17 protein-coding genes are annotated in these 19,486 nt (G+C 43.4%); 5 read left to right on the top strand and 12 right to left on the bottom strand.

The window, feature by feature from the left end; translation table 11 throughout:
* Positions 1-39: 39 nt before the first annotated feature.
* Positions 40-657 carry an NAD(P)H:quinone oxidoreductase gene (gene wrbA, locus JMX70_RS11770; RefSeq protein ID WP_201592294.1) on the bottom strand — a complete coding sequence of 206 codons (618 nt, stop codon included), beginning with the start codon at positions 655-657 and terminating at the stop codon, positions 40-42.
* 282 nt (positions 658-939) lie between these two features.
* Between wrbA and JMX70_RS11765 the strand changes: the two genes are divergently transcribed.
* From JMX70_RS11765 to JMX70_RS11755, 3 genes are all read left to right on the top strand, one after another.
* Positions 940-2,493, top strand: a complete 1,554-nt coding sequence (locus JMX70_RS11765; RefSeq protein ID WP_201592292.1) for a YihY family inner membrane protein — start codon at positions 940-942, stop codon at positions 2,491-2,493.
* A 271-nt stretch (positions 2,494-2,764) separates the two neighbouring features.
* The gene (locus JMX70_RS11760; protein WP_201592281.1) at positions 2,765-4,357 is read left to right on the top strand and encodes a DUF2254 domain-containing protein; all 1,593 of its coding nucleotides are present in this window, start codon (positions 2,765-2,767) and stop codon (positions 4,355-4,357) included.
* Between the two features lie 129 nt (positions 4,358-4,486).
* Entirely contained in the window at positions 4,487-5,773 is a 1,287-nt protein-coding gene (locus tag JMX70_RS11755; RefSeq protein WP_265089135.1) for a cation:proton antiporter, read from the top strand.
* Positions 5,774-5,890: 117 nt separating this feature from the next.
* Here JMX70_RS11755 and JMX70_RS11750 read toward each other — a convergent pair whose 3' ends face one another.
* The 3 genes from JMX70_RS11750 to JMX70_RS11740 form a co-directional block, all read right to left on the bottom strand.
* The gene (locus JMX70_RS11750; RefSeq protein ID WP_227671259.1) at positions 5,891-6,448 is read right to left on the bottom strand and encodes a DUF2127 domain-containing protein; all 558 of its coding nucleotides are present in this window, start codon (positions 6,446-6,448) and stop codon (positions 5,891-5,893) included.
* Positions 6,441-7,622: a dihydroorotase gene (locus tag JMX70_RS11745; RefSeq protein ID WP_144297711.1), complete on the bottom strand. Its 1,182-nt coding sequence runs from the start codon at positions 7,620-7,622 to the stop codon at positions 6,441-6,443. Before JMX70_RS11745 ends, JMX70_RS11750 begins: the two co-directional genes overlap by 8 nt.
* Positions 7,623-7,712: 90 nt before the next feature.
* Entirely contained in the window at positions 7,713-8,786 is a 1,074-nt protein-coding gene (locus JMX70_RS11740) for an aspartate carbamoyltransferase catalytic subunit (protein WP_102076262.1), read from the bottom strand.
* A gap of 421 nt (positions 8,787-9,207) precedes the next feature.
* On the opposite strand from JMX70_RS11740, the gene JMX70_RS11735 reads away from it, so the two are divergent.
* Together JMX70_RS11735 and JMX70_RS11730 are read left to right on the top strand one after the other, a co-directional pair.
* A complete protein-coding gene (locus JMX70_RS11735) occupies positions 9,208-10,191 on the top strand; it encodes a class 1 fructose-bisphosphatase (RefSeq protein ID WP_198328483.1) in 984 nt (327 codons plus the stop codon).
* Between the two features lie 98 nt (positions 10,192-10,289).
* Positions 10,290-11,084 carry a TrmH family RNA methyltransferase gene (locus JMX70_RS11730; RefSeq protein ID WP_200662397.1) on the top strand — a complete coding sequence of 265 codons (795 nt, stop codon included), beginning with the start codon at positions 10,290-10,292 and terminating at the stop codon, positions 11,082-11,084.
* An 81-nt stretch (positions 11,085-11,165) separates the two neighbouring features.
* Here JMX70_RS11730 and JMX70_RS11725 read toward each other — a convergent pair whose 3' ends face one another.
* The 8 genes from JMX70_RS11725 to JMX70_RS11690 form a co-directional block, all read right to left on the bottom strand.
* On the bottom strand, positions 11,166-12,098 hold the full coding sequence (locus JMX70_RS11725; protein WP_191691519.1) for an electron transfer flavoprotein subunit alpha/FixB family protein: 933 nt from the start codon (positions 12,096-12,098) through the stop codon (positions 11,166-11,168).
* Between the two features lie 148 nt (positions 12,099-12,246).
* The gene (locus JMX70_RS11720) at positions 12,247-12,996 is read right to left on the bottom strand and encodes an electron transfer flavoprotein subunit beta/FixA family protein (RefSeq protein WP_198328480.1); all 750 of its coding nucleotides are present in this window, start codon (positions 12,994-12,996) and stop codon (positions 12,247-12,249) included.
* A 507-nt stretch (positions 12,997-13,503) separates the two neighbouring features.
* Complete coding sequence (locus tag JMX70_RS11715; RefSeq protein ID WP_201592277.1) at positions 13,504-14,079, bottom strand: DUF421 domain-containing protein; 576 nt, start codon at positions 14,077-14,079, stop codon at positions 13,504-13,506.
* A 293-nt stretch (positions 14,080-14,372) separates the two neighbouring features.
* A complete protein-coding gene (locus JMX70_RS11710) occupies positions 14,373-14,585 on the bottom strand; it encodes a cold-shock protein (RefSeq protein WP_068408416.1) in 213 nt (70 codons plus the stop codon).
* A gap of 367 nt (positions 14,586-14,952) precedes the next feature.
* Complete coding sequence (locus JMX70_RS11705; protein ID WP_201592275.1) at positions 14,953-15,378, bottom strand: hypothetical protein; 426 nt, start codon at positions 15,376-15,378, stop codon at positions 14,953-14,955.
* Between the two features lie 349 nt (positions 15,379-15,727).
* A complete protein-coding gene (gene ilvC / locus JMX70_RS11700; RefSeq protein WP_068408420.1) occupies positions 15,728-16,744 on the bottom strand; it encodes a ketol-acid reductoisomerase in 1,017 nt (338 codons plus the stop codon).
* 134 nt (positions 16,745-16,878) lie between these two features.
* Positions 16,879-17,376 carry an acetolactate synthase small subunit gene (ilvN, locus tag JMX70_RS11695; RefSeq protein ID WP_068408422.1) on the bottom strand — a complete coding sequence of 166 codons (498 nt, stop codon included), beginning with the start codon at positions 17,374-17,376 and terminating at the stop codon, positions 16,879-16,881.
* Positions 17,376-19,208, bottom strand: a complete 1,833-nt coding sequence (locus JMX70_RS11690) for an acetolactate synthase 3 large subunit (RefSeq protein ID WP_191691523.1) — start codon at positions 19,206-19,208, stop codon at positions 17,376-17,378. The genes ilvN and JMX70_RS11690 overlap by 1 nt, the downstream gene beginning before the upstream one ends.
* Positions 19,209-19,486: the final 278 nt, after the last annotated feature.

The following is a 19,486-nucleotide window of genomic DNA, read 5'->3' as shown; positions in this document are numbered from 1 at the left end:
CCTAATTGATAACAGCAAGCGGTAACCTATAAAGGTTAATTAACGCTGCCAATTGGCTTTCGTTAAGGCAGACGCGGTAATTGCCAAACGCCGACCTTGGGCAATCGCCAGCTCGCGCTCATCTGCCGATACTGGCTGATCATGTAACGCGCCGCTGACATGACTTGCGCCATAAGGCGAGCCGCCACGCTGCGTTCTATTTAACGCAGGCTCAGCATAAGGGACGCCCACAATCATCATGCCGTGGTGCAATAGCGGCATCATCATGGTCAGCAAAGTCGTTTCTTGCCCGCCGTGCATCGAACCGGTAGCCGTGAATACCGCAGCTGGCTTGTTTTGCAGATTGCCTGCCAGCCATAGGGTGACGGTATTGTCCCAAAAATACTTCATCGGTGCGGCCATATTACCAAAGTGCGTCGGACTACCAAGCGCAAGCCCGCTACAATCTTTTAAATCATCCATGGTGCAATAAAGGTCGCCTTCATCAGGAATGGCAGGCTTAGTTGCGGTGGTTTCAGGCGCGACAGTCGGCACCGTACGAATACGCGCCGTCATGCCAGCGTCTTCAACACCTTGGGCGATGGCATATGCTAATGTCTTCGTCGTACCATAATTTGAATAATAAAGCACCAAAACATAAGGGGCGGTCTGACTCATTAGCAAAACATCCTTAAAAAGTCGTGAAAATGAATGGTTAAAGGCGCGTCAACCACACTATAAATGACCCGCATGAATAATAGATGTGCATATTATGCCCGAGTCATGCATTGACAGCAAACAAAGCACATCAACCTCATTCAAAAGTGCCGTTTTGTAGATGGTGTAGACAAGCATGTAAACCAACGCTGACTCAGTGCATTTTGACACAATTCAGTGGCAGATTCTGCACGCTTACTTTTGTTACACTATTCGCACTCTTATTGCCGTTAAATGGTTGTCATGGAAAATTTACTAAAAAAAATCCCTTTTTTACACCAACGTTGGTTTCAGTTTCTCCGTTTTTTGACGCGGCACTTTTTTGAAGATAACTGCCAACAAAAAGCGGCGTCGCTAACGTATACGACGCTATTATCGATTGTGCCTATCTTAACGGTACTGTTGATGATTTTGTCGTCAGTGCCAGCGCTTGCGTCGGTCAGAGCGCAGATTTATGAAGTGATATATAGCAACTTGCTGCCGCAATCGAGCTTGCAAGTCAGCAAATATATCAATAACTTCGCTGAGAAATCGTCTAATCTGACCATCATCGGTTCGATGGTGTTGTTTTTTACTACCATCATGACCCTGACGACCATTGAGCGCGCCTTTAACCAAATCTGGCGAGTAGAGAATCGTTCAGGCGGTATGAAAAGTATTCTGCGCTACTGGACGATTGTGACATTAGGACCGCTGATTTTAGGCACGGCATTTATCGTCTCAAGTACGGTGCAAAGCTTAAGTTTCTTAAATCGACAAATCGCCGGCTACGGTATCGACTGGTCGTTTTGGATACAAATCGTTTCTATTGCGGTCACGGTAGCGGGCTTTATTAGTATGTACTGGTTTATACCCAAAGCGCGTGTCCCGGCAAAAAATGCGGCGATTGCTGGTGTCTTTGTGGCGATTATTTTTGAGTTAATGAAGAACCTTTTTGGTACGGTCATGGCGAATTTTACCAGCTATGAGGCCATTTATGGGGCGTTTGCCGCGCTGCCAATATTTTTATTATGGATCTATCTGTCGTGGAATTTGATTTTGCTCGGCGTTGAGATTAGTTATACCTTGACCATTTTTGAGACCGAAGAGGTTTATCCGCGCCACCCGCTCCTAAGTTTGCTCGATATGTTAAATCTCGTTTATACCCATCATTTAAAAGGCGAAGCGGTGAGCGAGCAAGCGCTGCGTAATGTCTTAGGACGTAAAGAGCTGCCAAAATGGTATACCTACATTAACTATCTGCAAGACAGTAATCTTATCACCATGACCGAAGAAGAAGATTATGTGCTGAAAAAAGATTTGAGCAAAATGACCTTGTGGGATTTTTATCGTACTCTGCCTTACCCTTTGCCTATCAAAGATGAGCTTGATGAGATGAGCATTGAGGACCAAAAACCTTGGCTGAGCTTATTGGTTGATCGCTTTGAAAATACAGAAGCCTATGCCAAACAGCAATTGGCTTTACCATTGAATATGATTTTCGCTCATAGCGAACCCCGTAAAAAATCTGAGGAAAATACAGCAAATTCAACTAAAAAGACTCGCTCTAAACTCTTTAGAAAATCTAACGAGGCAACCCCTAACTATCTATCTAAAAAAGATAAAGATAGGGATAACGTCACGCCGGACTTTGATCCTATCGCTTATGATAAAGACAGCGACGTAGAATGCGATGAGAATAACAATGAAATTCTCATTCCTAAAGATATTGGCGACAATAAACCTTCTACACTTCACCACAGAATTGGGAAGAGAGACGATATTATTACAGAAGCGGATAAGCCTATAATAAAGTAAGCTTATGTTAAGTAAGCTAACTATCATTTTTTATCTTCGTTACAACATATAAATAAGCTCCTATCATAGGGGCTTTTTTTACTAAATTTTTAAACGATCCTATTTATATGGTAAGGTAATTCCTTTTAAGCCTCGTCATTTAGTGAGGCAATAGCACGGCTTTTTTCAATAAAACTTGTTTAGTTTTTAGGTCATTTTTGGAGCGCATTATATTGGATAAACACCCTAAAAATGGCTGGCTTAAGTCGTTAAGTCGCTATTGCTCACCCTTATGCACAGGTTAAAGCAATTTGCCCAGCTCTGGTCGCTACAGACGCTATTGGATTTACCCGATCGCCTAAAAAATCTGTGGCAGCAGCTGATTGGTTCTTATTGGTTTATTCCTAGCGCTTGTGTGTTAGCGGGCATTCTCCTCGCGCCCATATTGGTCACCATTGATGAACATTTTGACCGCGAGACGGTTAGAGAGCTAAGTTTTGCTTTTACCGGCGATGATGAGGCCGCTCGCGCTATCATGACCACCATTGCTGGTGCCGTACTTGGTGTCGCGGGGACTACTTTTTCGATTACCATTGCCGTGTTATCAATGGCGTCTTCGCAATTTGGCCCCAGATTGCTGCGTAATTTTTTGACCGATACGCCCAATCAGTTTGTTTTAGGCGCATTTATTGGCACCTTTAGCTATAGTTTATTGGTGTTAAAAGCGATTCATAAATACGATGTTGCCTTTGGCGTACCGCAATTGGCCGTGACCTTTGGCATTATCATGGCGATTATTTGCGCGTTATTGTTGGTGTATTTTGTGCAGCATATGGTGCATGCGATTCAGGCATCGCATGTGATCGAAGGCGCCAGTAATGAGGCGATTAAAAATATTCACTACTGGTATAAAGACCGCTGTGATATCAAACATCAACGTGACGTTGTGCATCAGGATATCGAACAATTTCACACTTGGTCTGCAACGCCGATTTATGCGCCAAGCTCGGGCTATTTACAGCAGATTTACCTTAAGTCACTGGTAACTCTGAGCCAAGATTATGCAGGCGTGGTGCAAATTAATGCCAATCTTGGTGATTTTGTCACTGATAGAAATATTATCGGCTATTTTTATCAGCGCCCAGCCAACCATCCAGACAATCGACAGCAGACCAACACACCAAAACTTGCTATTGTGCCGCGCCCCCCAGATAGCTTGTTTTGGCAGCGCTTTGCTGGTTGTATCCGTATTGAGCAGCGCCTAAGCCATTCTAACGATATCGCTTATAGTTTAGGACAAATGACCGAAATTGCGGTACGCGCTCTTTCTCCAGGAATTAACGATCCCAAAACTGCGGTCAATTGCGTACAGTCTTTGACCAGCTGCCTTAGCATCATGATGCGTCGTCAGCCGCCAAGCCCCTATCATTTTTATATAAAAAATCCAGACAAGTCGATGCCAGATAAAACAACATCTGATAATAGCATTATTGAAAAAGTAAGCCATAAACCACGCGACGCCATATTAGCCGTCGTGACTCATACCCCTAAAATATCCGACTTTATCGATACCTCGCTTGGCGAGATACGGCGTTACGCGACCGCAGACTTAATGGTGTTAAAGGCGCTTTGTCAGGCAATGGTAGACCTTAATTATGCCAAAGTTAATAATGCTCAGCAGCAAACGTTACTACATGAGCTAACATTGATTGAACGCGCCGGACAAGACAATCTTAGCTATCAAGCCTTGGTCGATGACCTAAGCGCCATGTGTGCGCAAGCCAAGCAGTTTATTCTCAGCGACAATGACCAACACCAATATTTTGCTTATGTCGCTAAGTTCGATGCTCATATTCATCAAGCTCTACAAACGCAATCAAGATAGCGTTTAAAACGATCTTTATTACTAAAAATAAGTTTGCCATTCATAACTGGTAAGCCAGCGCAAAATAACTAAAATAAAACCCCGTTAATCCTCCTAAGTCCTAAAATTGGGGCGACTTTTTATCATTATTTGAGACCTTTTTATGGCCCCTACCAGCAGTTTGACCGTACTAGAAATCAGCGCTATTTTTTATCGATTACTGCCTTATTAACTTATGTCAATCATCGCTTTATCGGCTTACCAACGACTATCGGCGTGATGGTTATCTCCATCCTATTATCTATCGGTGCAATATTTTTGGGCTTTTTAGGTTTTGATCAGCTCATTGATTACGAAGTGAGCTTATTAGAACAGCTTGATTTTACCGAAGTCTTATTGGACGGCATGCTGTCTATGTTGCTCTTTGCCGGCGCGCTCCACGTCAATATTGGCGATTTAAAACGCTATAAATTGCCCATTGGTATCCTTGCTTGTATTGGCACCATCATATCGGCGTTACTGATTGCCGCTGCACTGTACTTTATGCTGCCGCTATTTGGTTTTGGCCTGCCGTTTTTGTGGTGTTTATTATTTGGCGCCTTGATATCACCGACCGATCCAATCGCCGTGATGGGTATTTTGGCCTCAGCTGGCGCACCAAAAAGCATTGAAACGGTCATCGCTGGTGAATCACTATTTAATGATGGTATCGGCGTGGTTATTTTCGTGCTGCTGCTCGGTATTTTATCCAGTGGCGATATCCCAACGGCCAATTATGTTGCCCATACCTTAGCCGTTGAAGCTGGTGGCGGTATAGTCTTTGGTTTAGTGCTCGGCGCAGTTTTGTACTACATGCTCAAAAGCATCGACAGCTACCAAGAAGAGGTGTTATTAACGCTAGCAGGCGTCATAGGCGGCTATGCACTCGCCAGCCATTGGCATTTATCAGGGCCACTTGCGATGGTGATGATGGGCTTAATGGTAGGTAATCGTGGACGCGCGCTAGCGATGAGTGATAAAACGCGCCATTATATTGATTTGTTTTGGGAATTAATTGATGAAATTCTTAACGCGATTTTATTTGTCTTGATTGGTTTAGAGGTGGTGATGATTGCTTATTCGGGCAATTTATTTATCGCTGCTGGTTTGACCATTGTTATTGCCCTAGTTGCACGCTTTATCGTCGTCGGCATGACCACCAAAACCTTTCATCGTCAGCTTGATTTGCCAAAAGGCGCGTGGAAAGTGCTGACATGGGGCGGCTTACGCGGCGGGATTTCGGTTGCTTTGGTGTTGCAGCTGCCAGCAGGCGGCGAGCGCGATATTTTATTGGCGCTGACTTATGCGGTAGTGATATTCTCTATTTTGGTACAAGGTTTGAGCGTTGGTAAAGTCGCCAAAAGCATTCGCACTGATGAGAAAGTCGCAGAGATATAAGCTTTACATAGTTTTTATTTAGCCGTTTTAATCAAAGAAAAGCCAGTATAAGAGGATAGCTTATACTGGCTTTTTTAGGTCTATTGAACCCGTGTATTGGTTTGTATCATAGCGTAGTTATATCAAACCTTTGCGCTTCATATTGCGATAAACCACGATAACGATAATAATGTTTGATAGCAAGATGGCAAGTTTAAACCAGTCAAATGGGCTAGCAAACAAATAATAAATCTCAATAGGAATAAATATCCCGTAGCCTAACACCCCAAACCAATATGCCCAAGTTTTATCTTGCCACAAACCATAAGCTTCAAGAAAGCGCAAACTGGCATAAGCAAAAATGAGCAATAAAAATACTGGCCAATTTTTGCTTGCCTGCTGCGCTATGCGTACCGCACTATCAACTTGCGGTGCTAGCAGTTGCCCAAAGACTTGCTGCCAAGAAGCGGTTGCTGTCGTTAGCCAATGCTCAAGGTCACTATGCCAGGACCATAAAGCCCCCGCCCCTAATAGCGCACCAACGCCTTTGACCACTTCATAGATTGCCACCGCTTTGATCGATTCGCTAGAGGTACTAGCGCCACTGCGCGGTGTATGCGGCTGACTGGTTAAATCTTGGTTATTATCCTTCGAGGATGGTAGCAGACTGTCATCCTGTCTGGGCAAATTAGGCAAAGAAAGTCTCCACCACACGACCCTGCAACTGCTCATTAAAGAACGGCGTGTTTTTCCCATTTGACAGCATGGTTTCTGTGGTTACTTGCCACTCAAGATTGGGATCGACCAACACCGCGCCGCCGATACTTTCATACTTCTCACTAATGCCCGCAATTTTTGCGGGGTTCAGACAGATTTTATCGACCAGTTGATCAAGCGTTAATACTTCATCGCGTACCAGCTGACAGGCCAGCGCCATAAAGGTATCAAAGTTTGAGATACCAGGCGTACTCTCAGCAAAGGGTGCTTTTTTAGCGGTACTATTTAGCGGCTCATGATGGCTGCAAATCGCATCAATAGTGCCGTCTTTTAGCCCGCGGCGAATGGCTTGCTGATCGGTATTACTACGCAGCGGCGGTAGCACATAGGCTTGGGCATTAAAGCCTTTTAAATTATCATCGGTTAAATACAGCTGATGCATCGCCACATCACAAGTCACCGGCAGACCTTTGTCTTTCGCCCAGCGCATCAGCTCAATCGAAGACTTACAAGATAATTGGCTAAAATGTGCGGCAATACCCGTTTCTTCTACCATCAATAACTGCGTTGATAAAGCAACCGTTTCTGCAATCCAAGGAATGCCTTGCAAACCATGATACGAAGCGATATAACCTTCATGTGCCACGCCATCACCAGAGAGACTTGGCTCGTCAGGATAAAAGAATACTTTCATGCCAAAAGTCGCCGCATACTCCAAAGTACGCAGTAACACTAAGTCATTACGAAAAGGTCGACGCGCATTAGAAACTGCGATACAGCTGCCTTTTTTCAGACCAGCGATATTTGATGGTCGCTCGCCTTCTAAGCCTGCGGTCAACGCCCCTAAAACATGCAAATAAATACCGCCATCACTCAGCGCCCGCTCACGCAAACCTTTTAATAGCGAGCCATTTTCTAAAATGGGGTTGGTATCAGGTGGAATCACCACATGCAAAAAGCCATTGCCACGGGCCGCACGCCCTTCTGACTCTAACGTACCGTGTTGTTGTTGACCCGGTTCGCGTAAACGGGCGCATAAATCAACCAAGGGCGGCAGTAGCCACATTTCGCGCTCTGACTCAAGAGAAGCCAGCTTATCGGTTACTGTGCTTGGTAACCCGTCTTTAAATGCTTTTGGAAGTAAGTCGTGCATATGAATATCTGAATTCGTAATGTGAACCATGAGCGTTATTACCGTATCAATAAAATGTGATAAATAAATATAAAACAGCGCAGCAGAGGATTATTGACTCGCCGCTTGATGCGCGCGCTGACCTTCCATAGCTAGCGATAACACTGCCATGCGAATCGCAATGCCATTATTTACTTGCTTTAAAATAACAGACTGGTCACCATCGGCAACGCTTGAGGCAATCTCAACCCCGCGATTCATCGGCCCAGGATGCATCACCAACGCATCGGGTTTAGCCAGTGCTAGGCGTTCAGGCGTAATACCATAGTGTTTATAATACTCACTCGACGACGCCAGCAGCGGCGAGCCGATACGCTCATTTTGTATTCTTAATCCCATAATGACATCACAGTCGGTGACGCATTCGTTCATATCTTCATAAACTTGCACGCCAAAACGCTCAATACCTTTGGGTAATAAGGTACGCGGCGCACAAACACGAATATCTTTAACTCCCAAGGTTTGCAGCGCACTAATATCTGAGCGTGCGACCCGCGAATGCTTAATATCACCGACGATGGCCACAGACAATTCTTCAAACGGGCGCGGTGCTTCACGGTGAATGGTCAGCATATCGAGCATACCTTGCGTCGGATGAGCATGCCAGCCATCACCGCCGTTGATAATAGCAATATCTGGCGTTACTTCGGTTGCCATAAAATGCGCCGCGCCTGACGCTGAATGCCGTACCACAAAGATATCCGCCGTCATCGCTTGTAGATTCCATAAGGTGTCGCGCAAGCTCTCGCCTTTTTTGGTACTGGAGCGCTCAATATCGATATTGAGCACATTGGCACCAAGACGCTTTTCGGCGACTTCAAAGGTTGTACGCGTGCGCGTTGACGGCTCAAAAAACAAATTCATCACCGTATAGCCTTCAAGCTCAGGGCGGTTAATCAGTTGCCCATTATCATCAAAAAATGTCTCTGCTTTGGCAATAATTGCCTGCAGTTGCGCTTTACTTAAACCCTCTACCCCTAAGAAATGGCGAATACTGCCATCGTTATTGAGCTGCGGACGACTGAGCGAGGCGTTGAGCTTTTGATGAATAGTCTCAGGATCAAACTTGGCATAATCAGTCGGCGAAACGGTTGGTGTTGAGCGACTATCGATAGAATTTGACATAATGGCACATCTTTATTGTTAGGTGATATGAGGTGATTATCATTATTTAGGCGTTTTACGCTCGTTAAGCACACAGACAAGGACATTTTGGCGCTTATTTGCTACAATTTAGCGCAATGACAAACAACCTTAAAAGATAGCTTTTGGCGTCTTAGTGAGCAATGGCTCTAGACATATAGCAAACCTTATCAAAAGCCACTTATTAACACCATAAATAAATAATCATAGCGCTAGTGTAGCTGATTTTGTGGTCAGGACAAAGACGCCTTGCTGGGTATTTAAAAATTTGCCAAATTTAGGCAAATTAAAGGTGATCTAACCGTCTCTCAAACTTCTATTTAATTTTTATTCTCATTGGTCTTATTTTTAAAAGTACTTATTTTAATACTATCTATTTTAACCGTCTTTATCAGGAAACCTTATGACAACCTTAGCAAATTATCTAAATGCTGATGCCAGTAACCCGGCACTTAATGACGTAATTACCACTGTGACTAATGTTGGTAAAACCATCTCGCAGTTATTAAGAAAAGGGGCGTTAGCAGATATCTTAGGCGAAGCAGGTAATCAAAATGTCCAAGGTGAAGAGCAGAAAAAACTCGACGTCTTAGCTAACGATTTATTATTAGAGGCGTTGGCAAACAACGCGCATTGTGCAGGTGTTGCCTCAGAAGAGCTCGACGATGCTACCCCTGCCAACGCTGATGGTAGTTTATTGGTATTGTTCGATCCGCTTGATGGCTCATCAAATATCGATATTAATATGGCCGTCGGTACCATCTTCTCTATCCTACCGTACCAACGCCAAGGTCAAATCAGTGCAAATAGCGATTTTTTACAAGCGGGTAATCAACAGCTAGCCGCCGGTTATTTGCTATATGGCACCTCTACGGTACTGGCATTAACCATCGCTGATAATGTCGTGATGTTTAGCCTAGACCCTGATAGCAATGACTATGTGCTGATAGAAGAGGATGTTCAGATTGATGCGGATACTAGTGAATACGCTATCAACGCTTCAAACTATCGCTACTGGCAAGCGCCTATGCAGCAATATATCGACGAGCTCATCGCTGGCAAGACTGGCGTACGCGGCCGTGACTTTAACACGCGTTGGGTGGCGGCGATGGTCGGCGATGTGCATCGAATTTTATGTCGTGGCGGTTTATTCACCTATCCATTTGACACCAAAGATGCCAATAAAGCCGGCAAGTTACGCTTGATGTATGAAGCCAATCCGATGAGCTTATTGATTGAGCGAGCGAGCGGCGCTGCTACCGACGCGGTGCAGCGTATCTTGGATATAGAACCAACGGATATTCACCAACGTGTCCCTGTGGTACTTGGCAGTAAAAACGAGGTCGATTACGTTAAAAATCTACATTTAAAACATGCTGATAAATAAATCATTTGCACCCAATTTGATAATACACAGCGTACAGCGATATAAACAATCGACTTTACGCTGATGATTCAAACTCTTTATATTTTAAGCGATCTATTATGGTAGCAAATCCCACCGAGCTGATTACCTCAGATAAAAATACGACTGTCAAACTTATCAAAGGGCTATTGACGCAAGCGCGCCAGCGTAAGAAACAAGGGCAAACCGTCATTGAAGGCGTGCACCTTATCGATGCCGCTCTGCGTAGCGATTACCCATTTGTGCAGATATTACTGTCTGAATCGGCGCACCAGCATTCTGAAGTTCAGCAGCTTTTGACGCGCCTACCGACTTATACGCCTATTTTGACTTTAGCAGATAGCCTGTACGAAGGTATTCGTAGCTTAGGGACTGGCATCGATATCATGGCGCTGATTAACATTCCAGCGCCTAGCCTTAAACCCATCAATGATGACTGCTTGATTCTTAATGATGTCCAGGACAGCGGCAATGTCGGTACGCTACTGCGTACGGCGGCGGCGGTTGGCATTAAAAACATACTTTGTACCAGTGCAACAGCGCAAGCATGGTCACCAAAGACGCTCAGAGCAGGTATGGGCGCGCAGTTTGCCCTCAGCATTTACGAGGGGTTAAGTGTGCAAGATATTTTAGATTTCGTACAAACGCCGCTATTTGCCACCAGCTCACATACCGATACGGTCATTTATCAACATGACTTAAGAAAGCCAATCGCTTGGATTATGGGGCATGAAGGCCAAGGTGTTTGCGACGAGCTAATGCAGTGTGCCACCCCTATCGCCTTGCCGCAGCCTAACGGGCAAGAAAGCCTGAATGTCGCCATTGCAGGCTCATTATGCTTGTATGAGACATTGCGTCAGAGAAGTTATGCTTAGAATCATTTAGAGAAAACACGAAAAACCCGCTATAAAAATAGCGGGTCTTTTTTGCTTCATTACTTATGCAAGAGGTAACAATTAAATCTTGCTAGTCAGCTCAGGCAATGCCTCAAACAAATCGGCTTCTAAGAAGTAATCAGCAACGCTCGCGATTGGTGATTCTGGATCATTGTTGATAGCAACGATGACTTTAGAATCTTTCATACCTGCTAAATGCTGAATCGCGCCTGAGATACCCGCTGCGATATAAAGGTCTGGTGCAACGATTTTACCTGTTTGACCAACTTGCATATCGTTTGGTACATAGCCTGCATCAACAGCAGCCCGTGATGCGCCAACCGCAGCGCCAAGCTTATCCGCTAGCGGCTCGATATATTTAGTGAAGTTTTCACCATTCGCTAATGCACGACCACCAGAAACCACGATGCTTGCAGAAGTCAATTCAGGACGGTCAGATTTTGCCATCTCTTCATTGACGAAGCTTGATTTACCCAAATCTTGAACATTATCGAGTGTCTCAACAGACGCTGAACCGCCTTCGCTTGCCACAGGATCAAAAGCAGTGGTACGGACTGTTAAAACCACTTTATCTTCTGAGGTCTTAACTGTTGCCGTGGCATTACCTGCATAGATAGGACGCTCAAAAGTGTTTGCATCTACCACCGCAGAGATTTCTGACAACATGCTCACGTCAAGTAAAGCGGCGACACGTGGCATAAAGTTTTTGCCAGTAGTGGTAGCAGCAGCGATGATATGGCTATAATCACTAGCGATGTCAGCAATCAATAGGGCGATATTGCCTGCCAATTGATGTTCATAAGCGGCGTTATCGGCTAATAGTACTTTAGTCACGCCTTCAGCTTTAGCGGCTGCATCAGCTGCTGCCTGCGCGCCGCTACCAGCGACCAATACATGGACGTCATCGCCTATTTGCTTAGCAGCAGCGATCGTGTTCAAAGTTGCCTTTTTTAGACTGGCATTGTCATGTTCTGCATATACCAAAATTGCCATTGTTTTTATCCTTTATTTATTCGTATCATCTATTCATGCGGTTGTTTGTGTACAAAACGATTTATCAAATCAGCTTAAATATGAAACCTTTTAGATAACATCATTTTGCACAAGATATGCCGTAGCAAAATATTAAAAGACTCACGCCTTAGATAACTTTTGCTTCATTTTTTAGCTTATCGACCAACTCGTCAACTGAACCTACCTTGATACCAGCTTTACGCTCAGAAGGTGGCACGACTTTGATAATTTCTTGCTTAGAAGTCATATCGACACCGAAATCAGCAGGCGTTTTTTCATCAAGTGGTTTTTTCTTCGCTTTCATGATGTTAGGCAATTTTGCATAACGTGGCTCATTTAAGCGTAAGTCAGTGGTGATAACCGCTGGTAGCTCAAGTGCTAGGGTTTGCAGACCACCGTCGATTTCACGCGTGACGTTGACTTTGCTGCCTTCAACTTTTACTTCTGACGCAAAAGTACCCTGACCGATACCCATCAATGCTGCTAACATCTGACCGGTTTGGTTGTTGTCGTCATCGATGGCTTGTTTGCCCAATAAGATAATATCCGTAGACTCAGTTTCAGCGATATTCTTAAGGATTTTAGCAACTTGTAATGGATAAGGTTTTTCGTCAGATATGACCAAAATCCCACGGTCAGCACCCAAGGCTAAAGCTGCACGAATTTGCTCTTGTGATTCTTTTGGACCGATTGAGGCGACGATGACTTCATCAATCACGCCCGCTTCTTTTAGACGAACGGCTTCTTCAACAGCAATTTCATCAAAAGGGTTGATTGACATTTTAGTGTTAGATAAATCTACGCCCGAATTATCAGCTTTTACACGAACTTTTACGTTGTAATCAATGACACGCTTGACCGCTACTAATGCTTTCATACGTTCCTCGTTTATTAATGTTATGAATTAAAAGTTACCAATTAAGAACCAAAGGTTCATTTTTTTCAAACTATGCTGCAAATTGTCGTTCAAAATACTACTAAAGGTTTTTACCACATTAGCATAGATTTAAACATAAATATGTATAAGCCGCTCACCCAAGATATCGCGGCATCATATTTATTATTCGCTAGTCGTGATTTATTATCGGTATTTACTCATCTAAGTATTTACCAATAACAAAAGTATACCAGTAAACGATTAAATCCTGCTAAAGCTAAGCCAACCGTTATTATCAGACCCGTCTATCTTGCGTGAGCTCAGGACTAAGGTCAAGACAACGCCGTGAATAATGCGTCATAAATTTGTCACCATTGTTGCAAAAACTGTCTATAAGAGCCTAAATAGATAGTTAATTTGCTCGAATACGCTAACTCGACCGTCCTTTATAACAGAGGCAGCTTTGTAATTATTGCCTACTTTACTATGATTTCATCTTCCGACTTTTTATTGTCTAGGCGGGTTATCAAGTTTATTGTTAGAGTTAATTAGCAAATGGCTGTCACGAATGTCGTCGAACAGCGACCAGTCAGGCGCGGTACTACCCTGCTTAATGACACTCATATCGCCAGTCGTTTCCATAATAACAGCGAATACTTCGCTTTTTGATTTCAATCCATTCCTACGCAATACTTCTTGCACGTCACTTTTGGTCAGATTGGCTTCTTTTAAATTATCGCAAAAATACTCTGCGTGCGCCATTAAGATAATTGCTTGATTATCAATGATCGATTTTAGAGGCTTAGACTTACGCCTGATGACAGAGATGGTACCTTGAATAAGAAACAATACCACAACGGCGACTAAGCCTTGTGACAAAGATGGACTATCAGATAAGATGGTTGACGCCAGTATGCTACCGATAGCAACAGTCATGGCAAAATCATAGCTTGAAAGCTTGGAAAAACTGCGTAACCCCATCAACCGCGTAAACAAAATGAGTCCCAAGTATAATCCAAGCGCCGATAGTGAAATGCCAACTATTTGCGGCCATTCAATCGCAAACCATTTTTCCCACTGCATACACTCGCCTTTTTTATTTGGTATTAATGCCTAAAAACTTTTTTAAACTAATCCTCTATTAAGATAACAGCGTTATTGTCAAAAATAAATAATCACGCTTTGTCCAAACTTACAGAATTTAAGTCATTTTCTTAAAAAAATATCATAAAAAAAGCAACCTGATGAATGGTTGCTTTTTTTTAAAGTCTAAACAGTATTTTTATTGTTTTAACAAACAAAGGAATCAATACTTATCGATCATCTTTATGGTATCAAGTTGGCTAATAAATCAGTTTACTCAATAATCACTAAGATTAGATAGCTTCGATTTGCTCAGCTTGTGGGCCTTTCTTGCCATCACCTAAGATGAAAGACACTTTTTGGCCTTCGGCTAGAGTTTTGAAACCGTTACCTTGGATAGCGCTGTAGTGAGCGAATACGTCTTGTCCGCCATTGTCTTGAGCGATAAAACCAAAACCTTTAGCTTCATTAAACCACTTTACAGTGCCTTCAACTTTCTCTGACATAAATTTTCCTAACTCTTTAACTGTTGGCGAGACGTGTGTCATCACCGATTAATTGATATATACTCAAGTGTTTTTTGCTAAGCGCATCGGCTTAAACCCTTGATTTATCTAGAAGATAACCTCAAGCTCTTGCCTAAAATCCTATGAGTACAAGCTGATTATAGCAGCTTTTCTAAACTGCAACAGGTTAAATTATTTTTTTTTGTAAAAAACCGCGGCCTTCTGTCAGCTTTATCATTAAATAAATATTTATCATTTAAATAATTGATTTTAATGGTTATTTTATAGTATCTAAGCTAAAAAAATTGATTTACGTTGCTCTTAATAGCACAACAACCAAAAATATCATCTAAACGCTAAAACATTGTTATGCAGGTAACGGCAACCATGGTGATAATAAAACCAGCAGACACAAGGCGAAAAATATCAAAGAAAAGGATTGGCTATAGGCGATATATTTAGCTGGCACCACCAAATCCTTCGGTGAGTCTGGTATGCCTTTGCGCTTGAGCAGACGCGTACCATATATCCAGCCGTAGATGGTATAGATGCTATAAGCGACTGGCACGGCAATGGCCAACGGCGCCAAATCAATGAGGTACAACGCCAGAGTAGAGACAAAGAACCAAGCGGTATCAAGTAAAGAGCTGATGCGAAAGAACTTGGATTGCGGCAGCTTACCTTGGTTGCGCTTGAGCATCTCGCCTTCTATCCAAATCAATACTGCTACCACAGCGCTCAGAGTAATGTAGATAAATTGCGGCGTTAGCCAGTTAGGACTTGGTATTTGCACAACAGACAACCTGTAATCAATAAAAAATAAGAATAAAAAATCAAGCGCTCAGATCATTCTTCAGCGTTTGGTTTTACTAATTTTTTTAAATAAAATAAAAGTAAAAATTAAATAACGGCTTAAGCAAGACACCGTCATTTATAAAATACACAAGTCTGCTTATATGAGGTAGTAATAAAGAGTTTTCAACCAGTAGCAAACGATTACGGTGGCAACTTTCTCTAGATTATTGAATTGCTAACCATTAAAAAACCCGTGTCATCAAGTGATAACACGGGTTTTGATTTTTAGATAACTAAAATGATAGAGATTTGATTATTGCTTAATTGCTTAACCATTCACTAATAAATTAGTTTTTGTCTTTATCGATGATTTTATTGCCACCAATCCAAGGCATCATGCCGCGCAATTTCGCACCAGTCACTTCGATTTGGTGCTCAGCGTTGTTACGACGACGGGCAGTCATTGAAGGATAGTTGGTTGCGCCTTCACTGATGAACATTTTTGCGTATTCACCAGATTGGATGCGTTTTAGCGCATTACGCATCGCTTCACGTGACTGTTCGTTGATCACTTCTGGACCAGTCACGTATTCGCCGTACTCAGCGTTGTTGCTGATTGAATAGTTCATATCAGCGATACCGCCTTCATACATGAGGTCAACGATAAGCTTTAGCTCATGTAAGCACTCAAAGTAAGCCATTTCAGGAGCATAGCCGGCTTCAGTTAGGGTTTCAAAGCCCATTTTTACTAGCTCAACCGCGCCGCCACAAAGTACCGCTTGCTCACCAAATAGGTCGGTTTCGGTTTCATCTTTAAAGGTCGTTTCGATGATGCCTGAACGACCACCACCAACACCAGCAGCATAAGACAAGGCTAACTGCTTAGCTTGACCAGACGCATCTTGATAGATAGCGATTAAATCTGGGATACCGCCACCTTTGGTAAATTCTGAACGTACGGTATGACCTGGTGCCTTAGGCGCCACCATAATAACGTCAAGGTCGCTACGTGGCTCTACTTGGTTGTAATGGATCGCAAAACCATGAGCGAAAGCAAGGGTGGCACCTTCTTTGATGTTTGGTTCAATCACATCGCTATAAAGCTGTTTTTGGAACTCATCAGGGGTCAAAATCATCACGACGTCAGCCGCTTTTACCGCTTCTTCTACTTCAGCAACTTTTAAACCCGCGTTTTCCGCTTTTTTCCATGAGCTAGAATTGGCGCGTAGACCAACGGTGACATCGACGTCTGAGTCTTGTAAATTCAACGCGTGTGCATGGCCTTGTGAACCGTAACCAATAATGGCAACTTTTTTGCCTTGGATGATTGATAGATCACAGTCTTTGTCATAATAAACGTTCATAAATAGAGTCCTTTTCCTAAAACATGGCTGGCCATGGATAATAAGCGCTCCTGCTCTAACCGAAACTCTAAAGTGTTGGCTAAAATGAGCGCGCTGTTGATAATAAATTAAGGTTTTTAATAACGATTATAAAATTATAAGCTCAGTGTTTTTTCGCCGCGTGCAATACCAATCACACCCGAACGCACCACTTCCATAATGCGCTCACGACCAATCACATCGATAAAGCCGTCAAGCTTTGCTTTATCACCAACGATTTGAATGGTGTATAGGTTAGAATTTACATCAACGATTTGAGCGCGGAAAATATCAGCACTGCGTTTAATCTCTTCACGTACGCCACCTGACGCTCGTACTTTAATAAGCATCAGCTCGCGCTCAACGTGCACGTTGTCTGTTAGATTGAGCACTTTAACCACTTCAATCAATTTATGCAATTGCTTGGTGATTTGCTCGATTCTTTCAGGCGAAGTAATGGTGGTGACCGTCAGACGTGAGATACTTGGATCATCAGTAGGGGCGACGTTTAGCGTCTCGATGTTATAGCCGCGTTGGGAGAACAAGCCGACTAACCGCGACAACGAACCCGCTTCGTTTTCCATCAATACCGAAATCAGATGTTGTTGTTGCATTAGGTACGCTCCCCTTTTGTTAACCACATATCACGCATCGCTTGCCCAGCGACTTGCATCGGATAAACATGCTCATTACGATCGACATAAACGTCGATAAATACCAATTTATCAGTCATAGCCATAGCTTCAGCCAATTGTGCTTCCATAGTCGCAGGATCGGTAATCTTAATACCGACATGACCATAGCTTTCAGCCAATTTGACAAAGTCTGGTAGTGAGTTCATATAAGACTGCGCATGACGGCCTTCATACAGCATGTCTTGCCATTGTTTAACCATACCCAACTGTGCATTGTTTAGGTTCAAAATCTTGACTGGCAAGTTATATTGTAGGCAAGTCGATAGCTCTTGAATATTCATCTGAATAGAGCCTTCACCGGTAATACACACCACGTCACGCTCAGGATTGGCAAGTTTTGCCGCCATCGCATAAGGCAAGCCTACACCCATGGTGCCCAAACCGCCGGAGTTCAACCATTGACCAGGCTCATTATAAGTATAATAAAGCGCGGCAAACATCTGATGCTGACCGACGTCACTGGTGATAATGGCGTTACTATTGGTTACTTTATCCAAAGCCTGCACCACCGCTTGTGGCTTAATACCATTATCGGTATTAGTGTCATAACGTAGGCCATGACGCGTACGCCATTCATTAATTTGTGACCACCAATCTAACAAGGCATGCTGCTCAAGCTCTTTATCATCACCGATGATTTCTAACATATCGGTTAAGACTGCTTTAACGTCGCCGACGATTGGAATATGGGCATTAATGGTTTTTGAAATGGATGCCGGATCAATATCGATATGAATAATCGTCGCATTCGGACAGAATTTTTTGACATTATTGGTCACGCGGTCATCAAAACGTGCACCGATTGCCAAGATGACATCAGCGTGATGCATACTCATATTGGCTTCATAGGTGCCATGCATCCCAAGCATGCCTAAGAACTGACTATCAGAACCTGGAAAAGTACCCAATCCCATTAAGGTATTGGTAACTGGCAAGTTTAAGCGATGCGCAAGTTCCCTCAGCTCTTTGCTCGCTTTACTCCAGATGACCCCGCCGCCTGCATAAATAACTGGGCGCTGCGCCGATAATAAGGTTTCAACCGCTTTTTTAATTTGACCGCTATGACCTTTTAGTGACGGCTGATATGAGCGTATAAACACGTCTTTTGGATAAGCGTAAGCAAATTTTTCACTTGGCGCTGTCATATCTTTTGGTACGTCAATGACTACTGGGCCTGGACGTCCAGACTGAGCGATATGAAAGGCTTTTTTGACAATCATAGGGATTTCGCTAGCATGGCGCACTTGGAAGCTATGCTTGACGATAGGACGTGATACACCGACCATGTCGGTTTCTTGGAAGGCATCTTCACCGATTAGGCTACTAGGTACCTGACCTGAAATAACCACCATCGGCACAGAATCCATAAACGCGGTGGCGATTGCCGTCACGGTATTGGTCGCACCTGGACCTGAGGTCGCGAGCACCACACCTGTCTGACCGGTCACGCGTGAATAAGCATCTGCCATGTGGCCGGCTGCTTGTTCATGACGCACTAAAATATGCTCAATATTTTCTTGTTGAAACAAAGCATCATAGATATGTAGAACGGCGCCGCCTGGATAGCCAAAAATATATTTGACCCCTTCGTCGGTCAGTGCCTGCACCAACATCTCAGCGCCAGACAACATCACAGGCTGCTCGCTACCTTCTGCAAGGCGTTGTTGCTTTTCTTCAAAATTTTTGGCGGCATTACCCGTTTGGGTATGTCCAGTCATATTTGGACTTTGCGTGGTTTGCGTCACTGTCATCACCTTTTTTTGTGGTAAGAATGGTCGCTCATTTATAAAAGAAAACACCGTTTTTACAAGGTTATTGGTCTTATAAAGAAGACTTGGGATTCTTATCCATATCAAGAATGTGTGCCTACTATATTCAAGTAACACTGTTATATAGAACAGCATGGCCCTCAAACACAGCAATATATGTAGGGTCAGCTTTGTGGCAGGATTTTATCGACAGACAGTGACAAGATGCGAATGCACCTATAAAAGAGGCTTATTATTTTGAGAATACCAAGTTACGACAG

Source organism: Psychrobacter pulmonis, assembly GCF_904846465.1.
In the GTDB taxonomy this organism is placed as follows: Bacteria; Pseudomonadota; Gammaproteobacteria; order Pseudomonadales; family Moraxellaceae; genus Psychrobacter; species Psychrobacter faecalis.
This window is presented reverse-complemented; position numbering and strand designations above follow the sequence as displayed.

Coding starts and splice junctions, on each gene's coding strand:
- wrbA (WP_201592294.1), bottom strand. CDS start 657: ATGAGTCAGACCGCCCCTTATGTTTTGGTGCTTTATTATTCAAATTAT.
- JMX70_RS11765 (WP_201592292.1), top strand. CDS start 940: ATGGAAAATTTACTAAAAAAAATCCCTTTTTTACACCAACGTTGGTTT.
- JMX70_RS11760 (WP_201592281.1), top strand. CDS start 2,765: ATGCACAGGTTAAAGCAATTTGCCCAGCTCTGGTCGCTACAGACGCTA.
- JMX70_RS11745 (WP_144297711.1), bottom strand. CDS start 7,622: ATGCACGACTTACTTCCAAAAGCATTTAAAGACGGGTTACCAAGCACA.
- JMX70_RS11740 (WP_102076262.1), bottom strand. CDS start 8,786: ATGTCAAATTCTATCGATAGTCGCTCAACACCAACCGTTTCGCCGACT.
- JMX70_RS11735 (WP_198328483.1), top strand. CDS start 9,208: ATGACAACCTTAGCAAATTATCTAAATGCTGATGCCAGTAACCCGGCA.
- JMX70_RS11730 (WP_200662397.1), top strand. CDS start 10,290: ATGGTAGCAAATCCCACCGAGCTGATTACCTCAGATAAAAATACGACT.
- JMX70_RS11725 (WP_191691519.1), bottom strand. CDS start 12,098: ATGGCAATTTTGGTATATGCAGAACATGACAATGCCAGTCTAAAAAAG.
- JMX70_RS11720 (WP_198328480.1), bottom strand. CDS start 12,996: ATGAAAGCATTAGTAGCGGTCAAGCGTGTCATTGATTACAACGTAAAA.
- JMX70_RS11715 (WP_201592277.1), bottom strand. CDS start 14,079: ATGCAGTGGGAAAAATGGTTTGCGATTGAATGGCCGCAAATAGTTGGC.
- JMX70_RS11710 (WP_068408416.1), bottom strand. CDS start 14,585: ATGTCAGAGAAAGTTGAAGGCACTGTAAAGTGGTTTAATGAAGCTAAA.
- ilvC (WP_068408420.1), bottom strand. CDS start 16,744: ATGAACGTTTATTATGACAAAGACTGTGATCTATCAATCATCCAAGGC.
- ilvN (WP_068408422.1), bottom strand. CDS start 17,376: ATGCAACAACAACATCTGATTTCGGTATTGATGGAAAACGAAGCGGGT.
- JMX70_RS11690 (WP_191691523.1), bottom strand. CDS start 19,208: ATGACAGTGACGCAAACCACGCAAAGTCCAAATATGACTGGACATACC.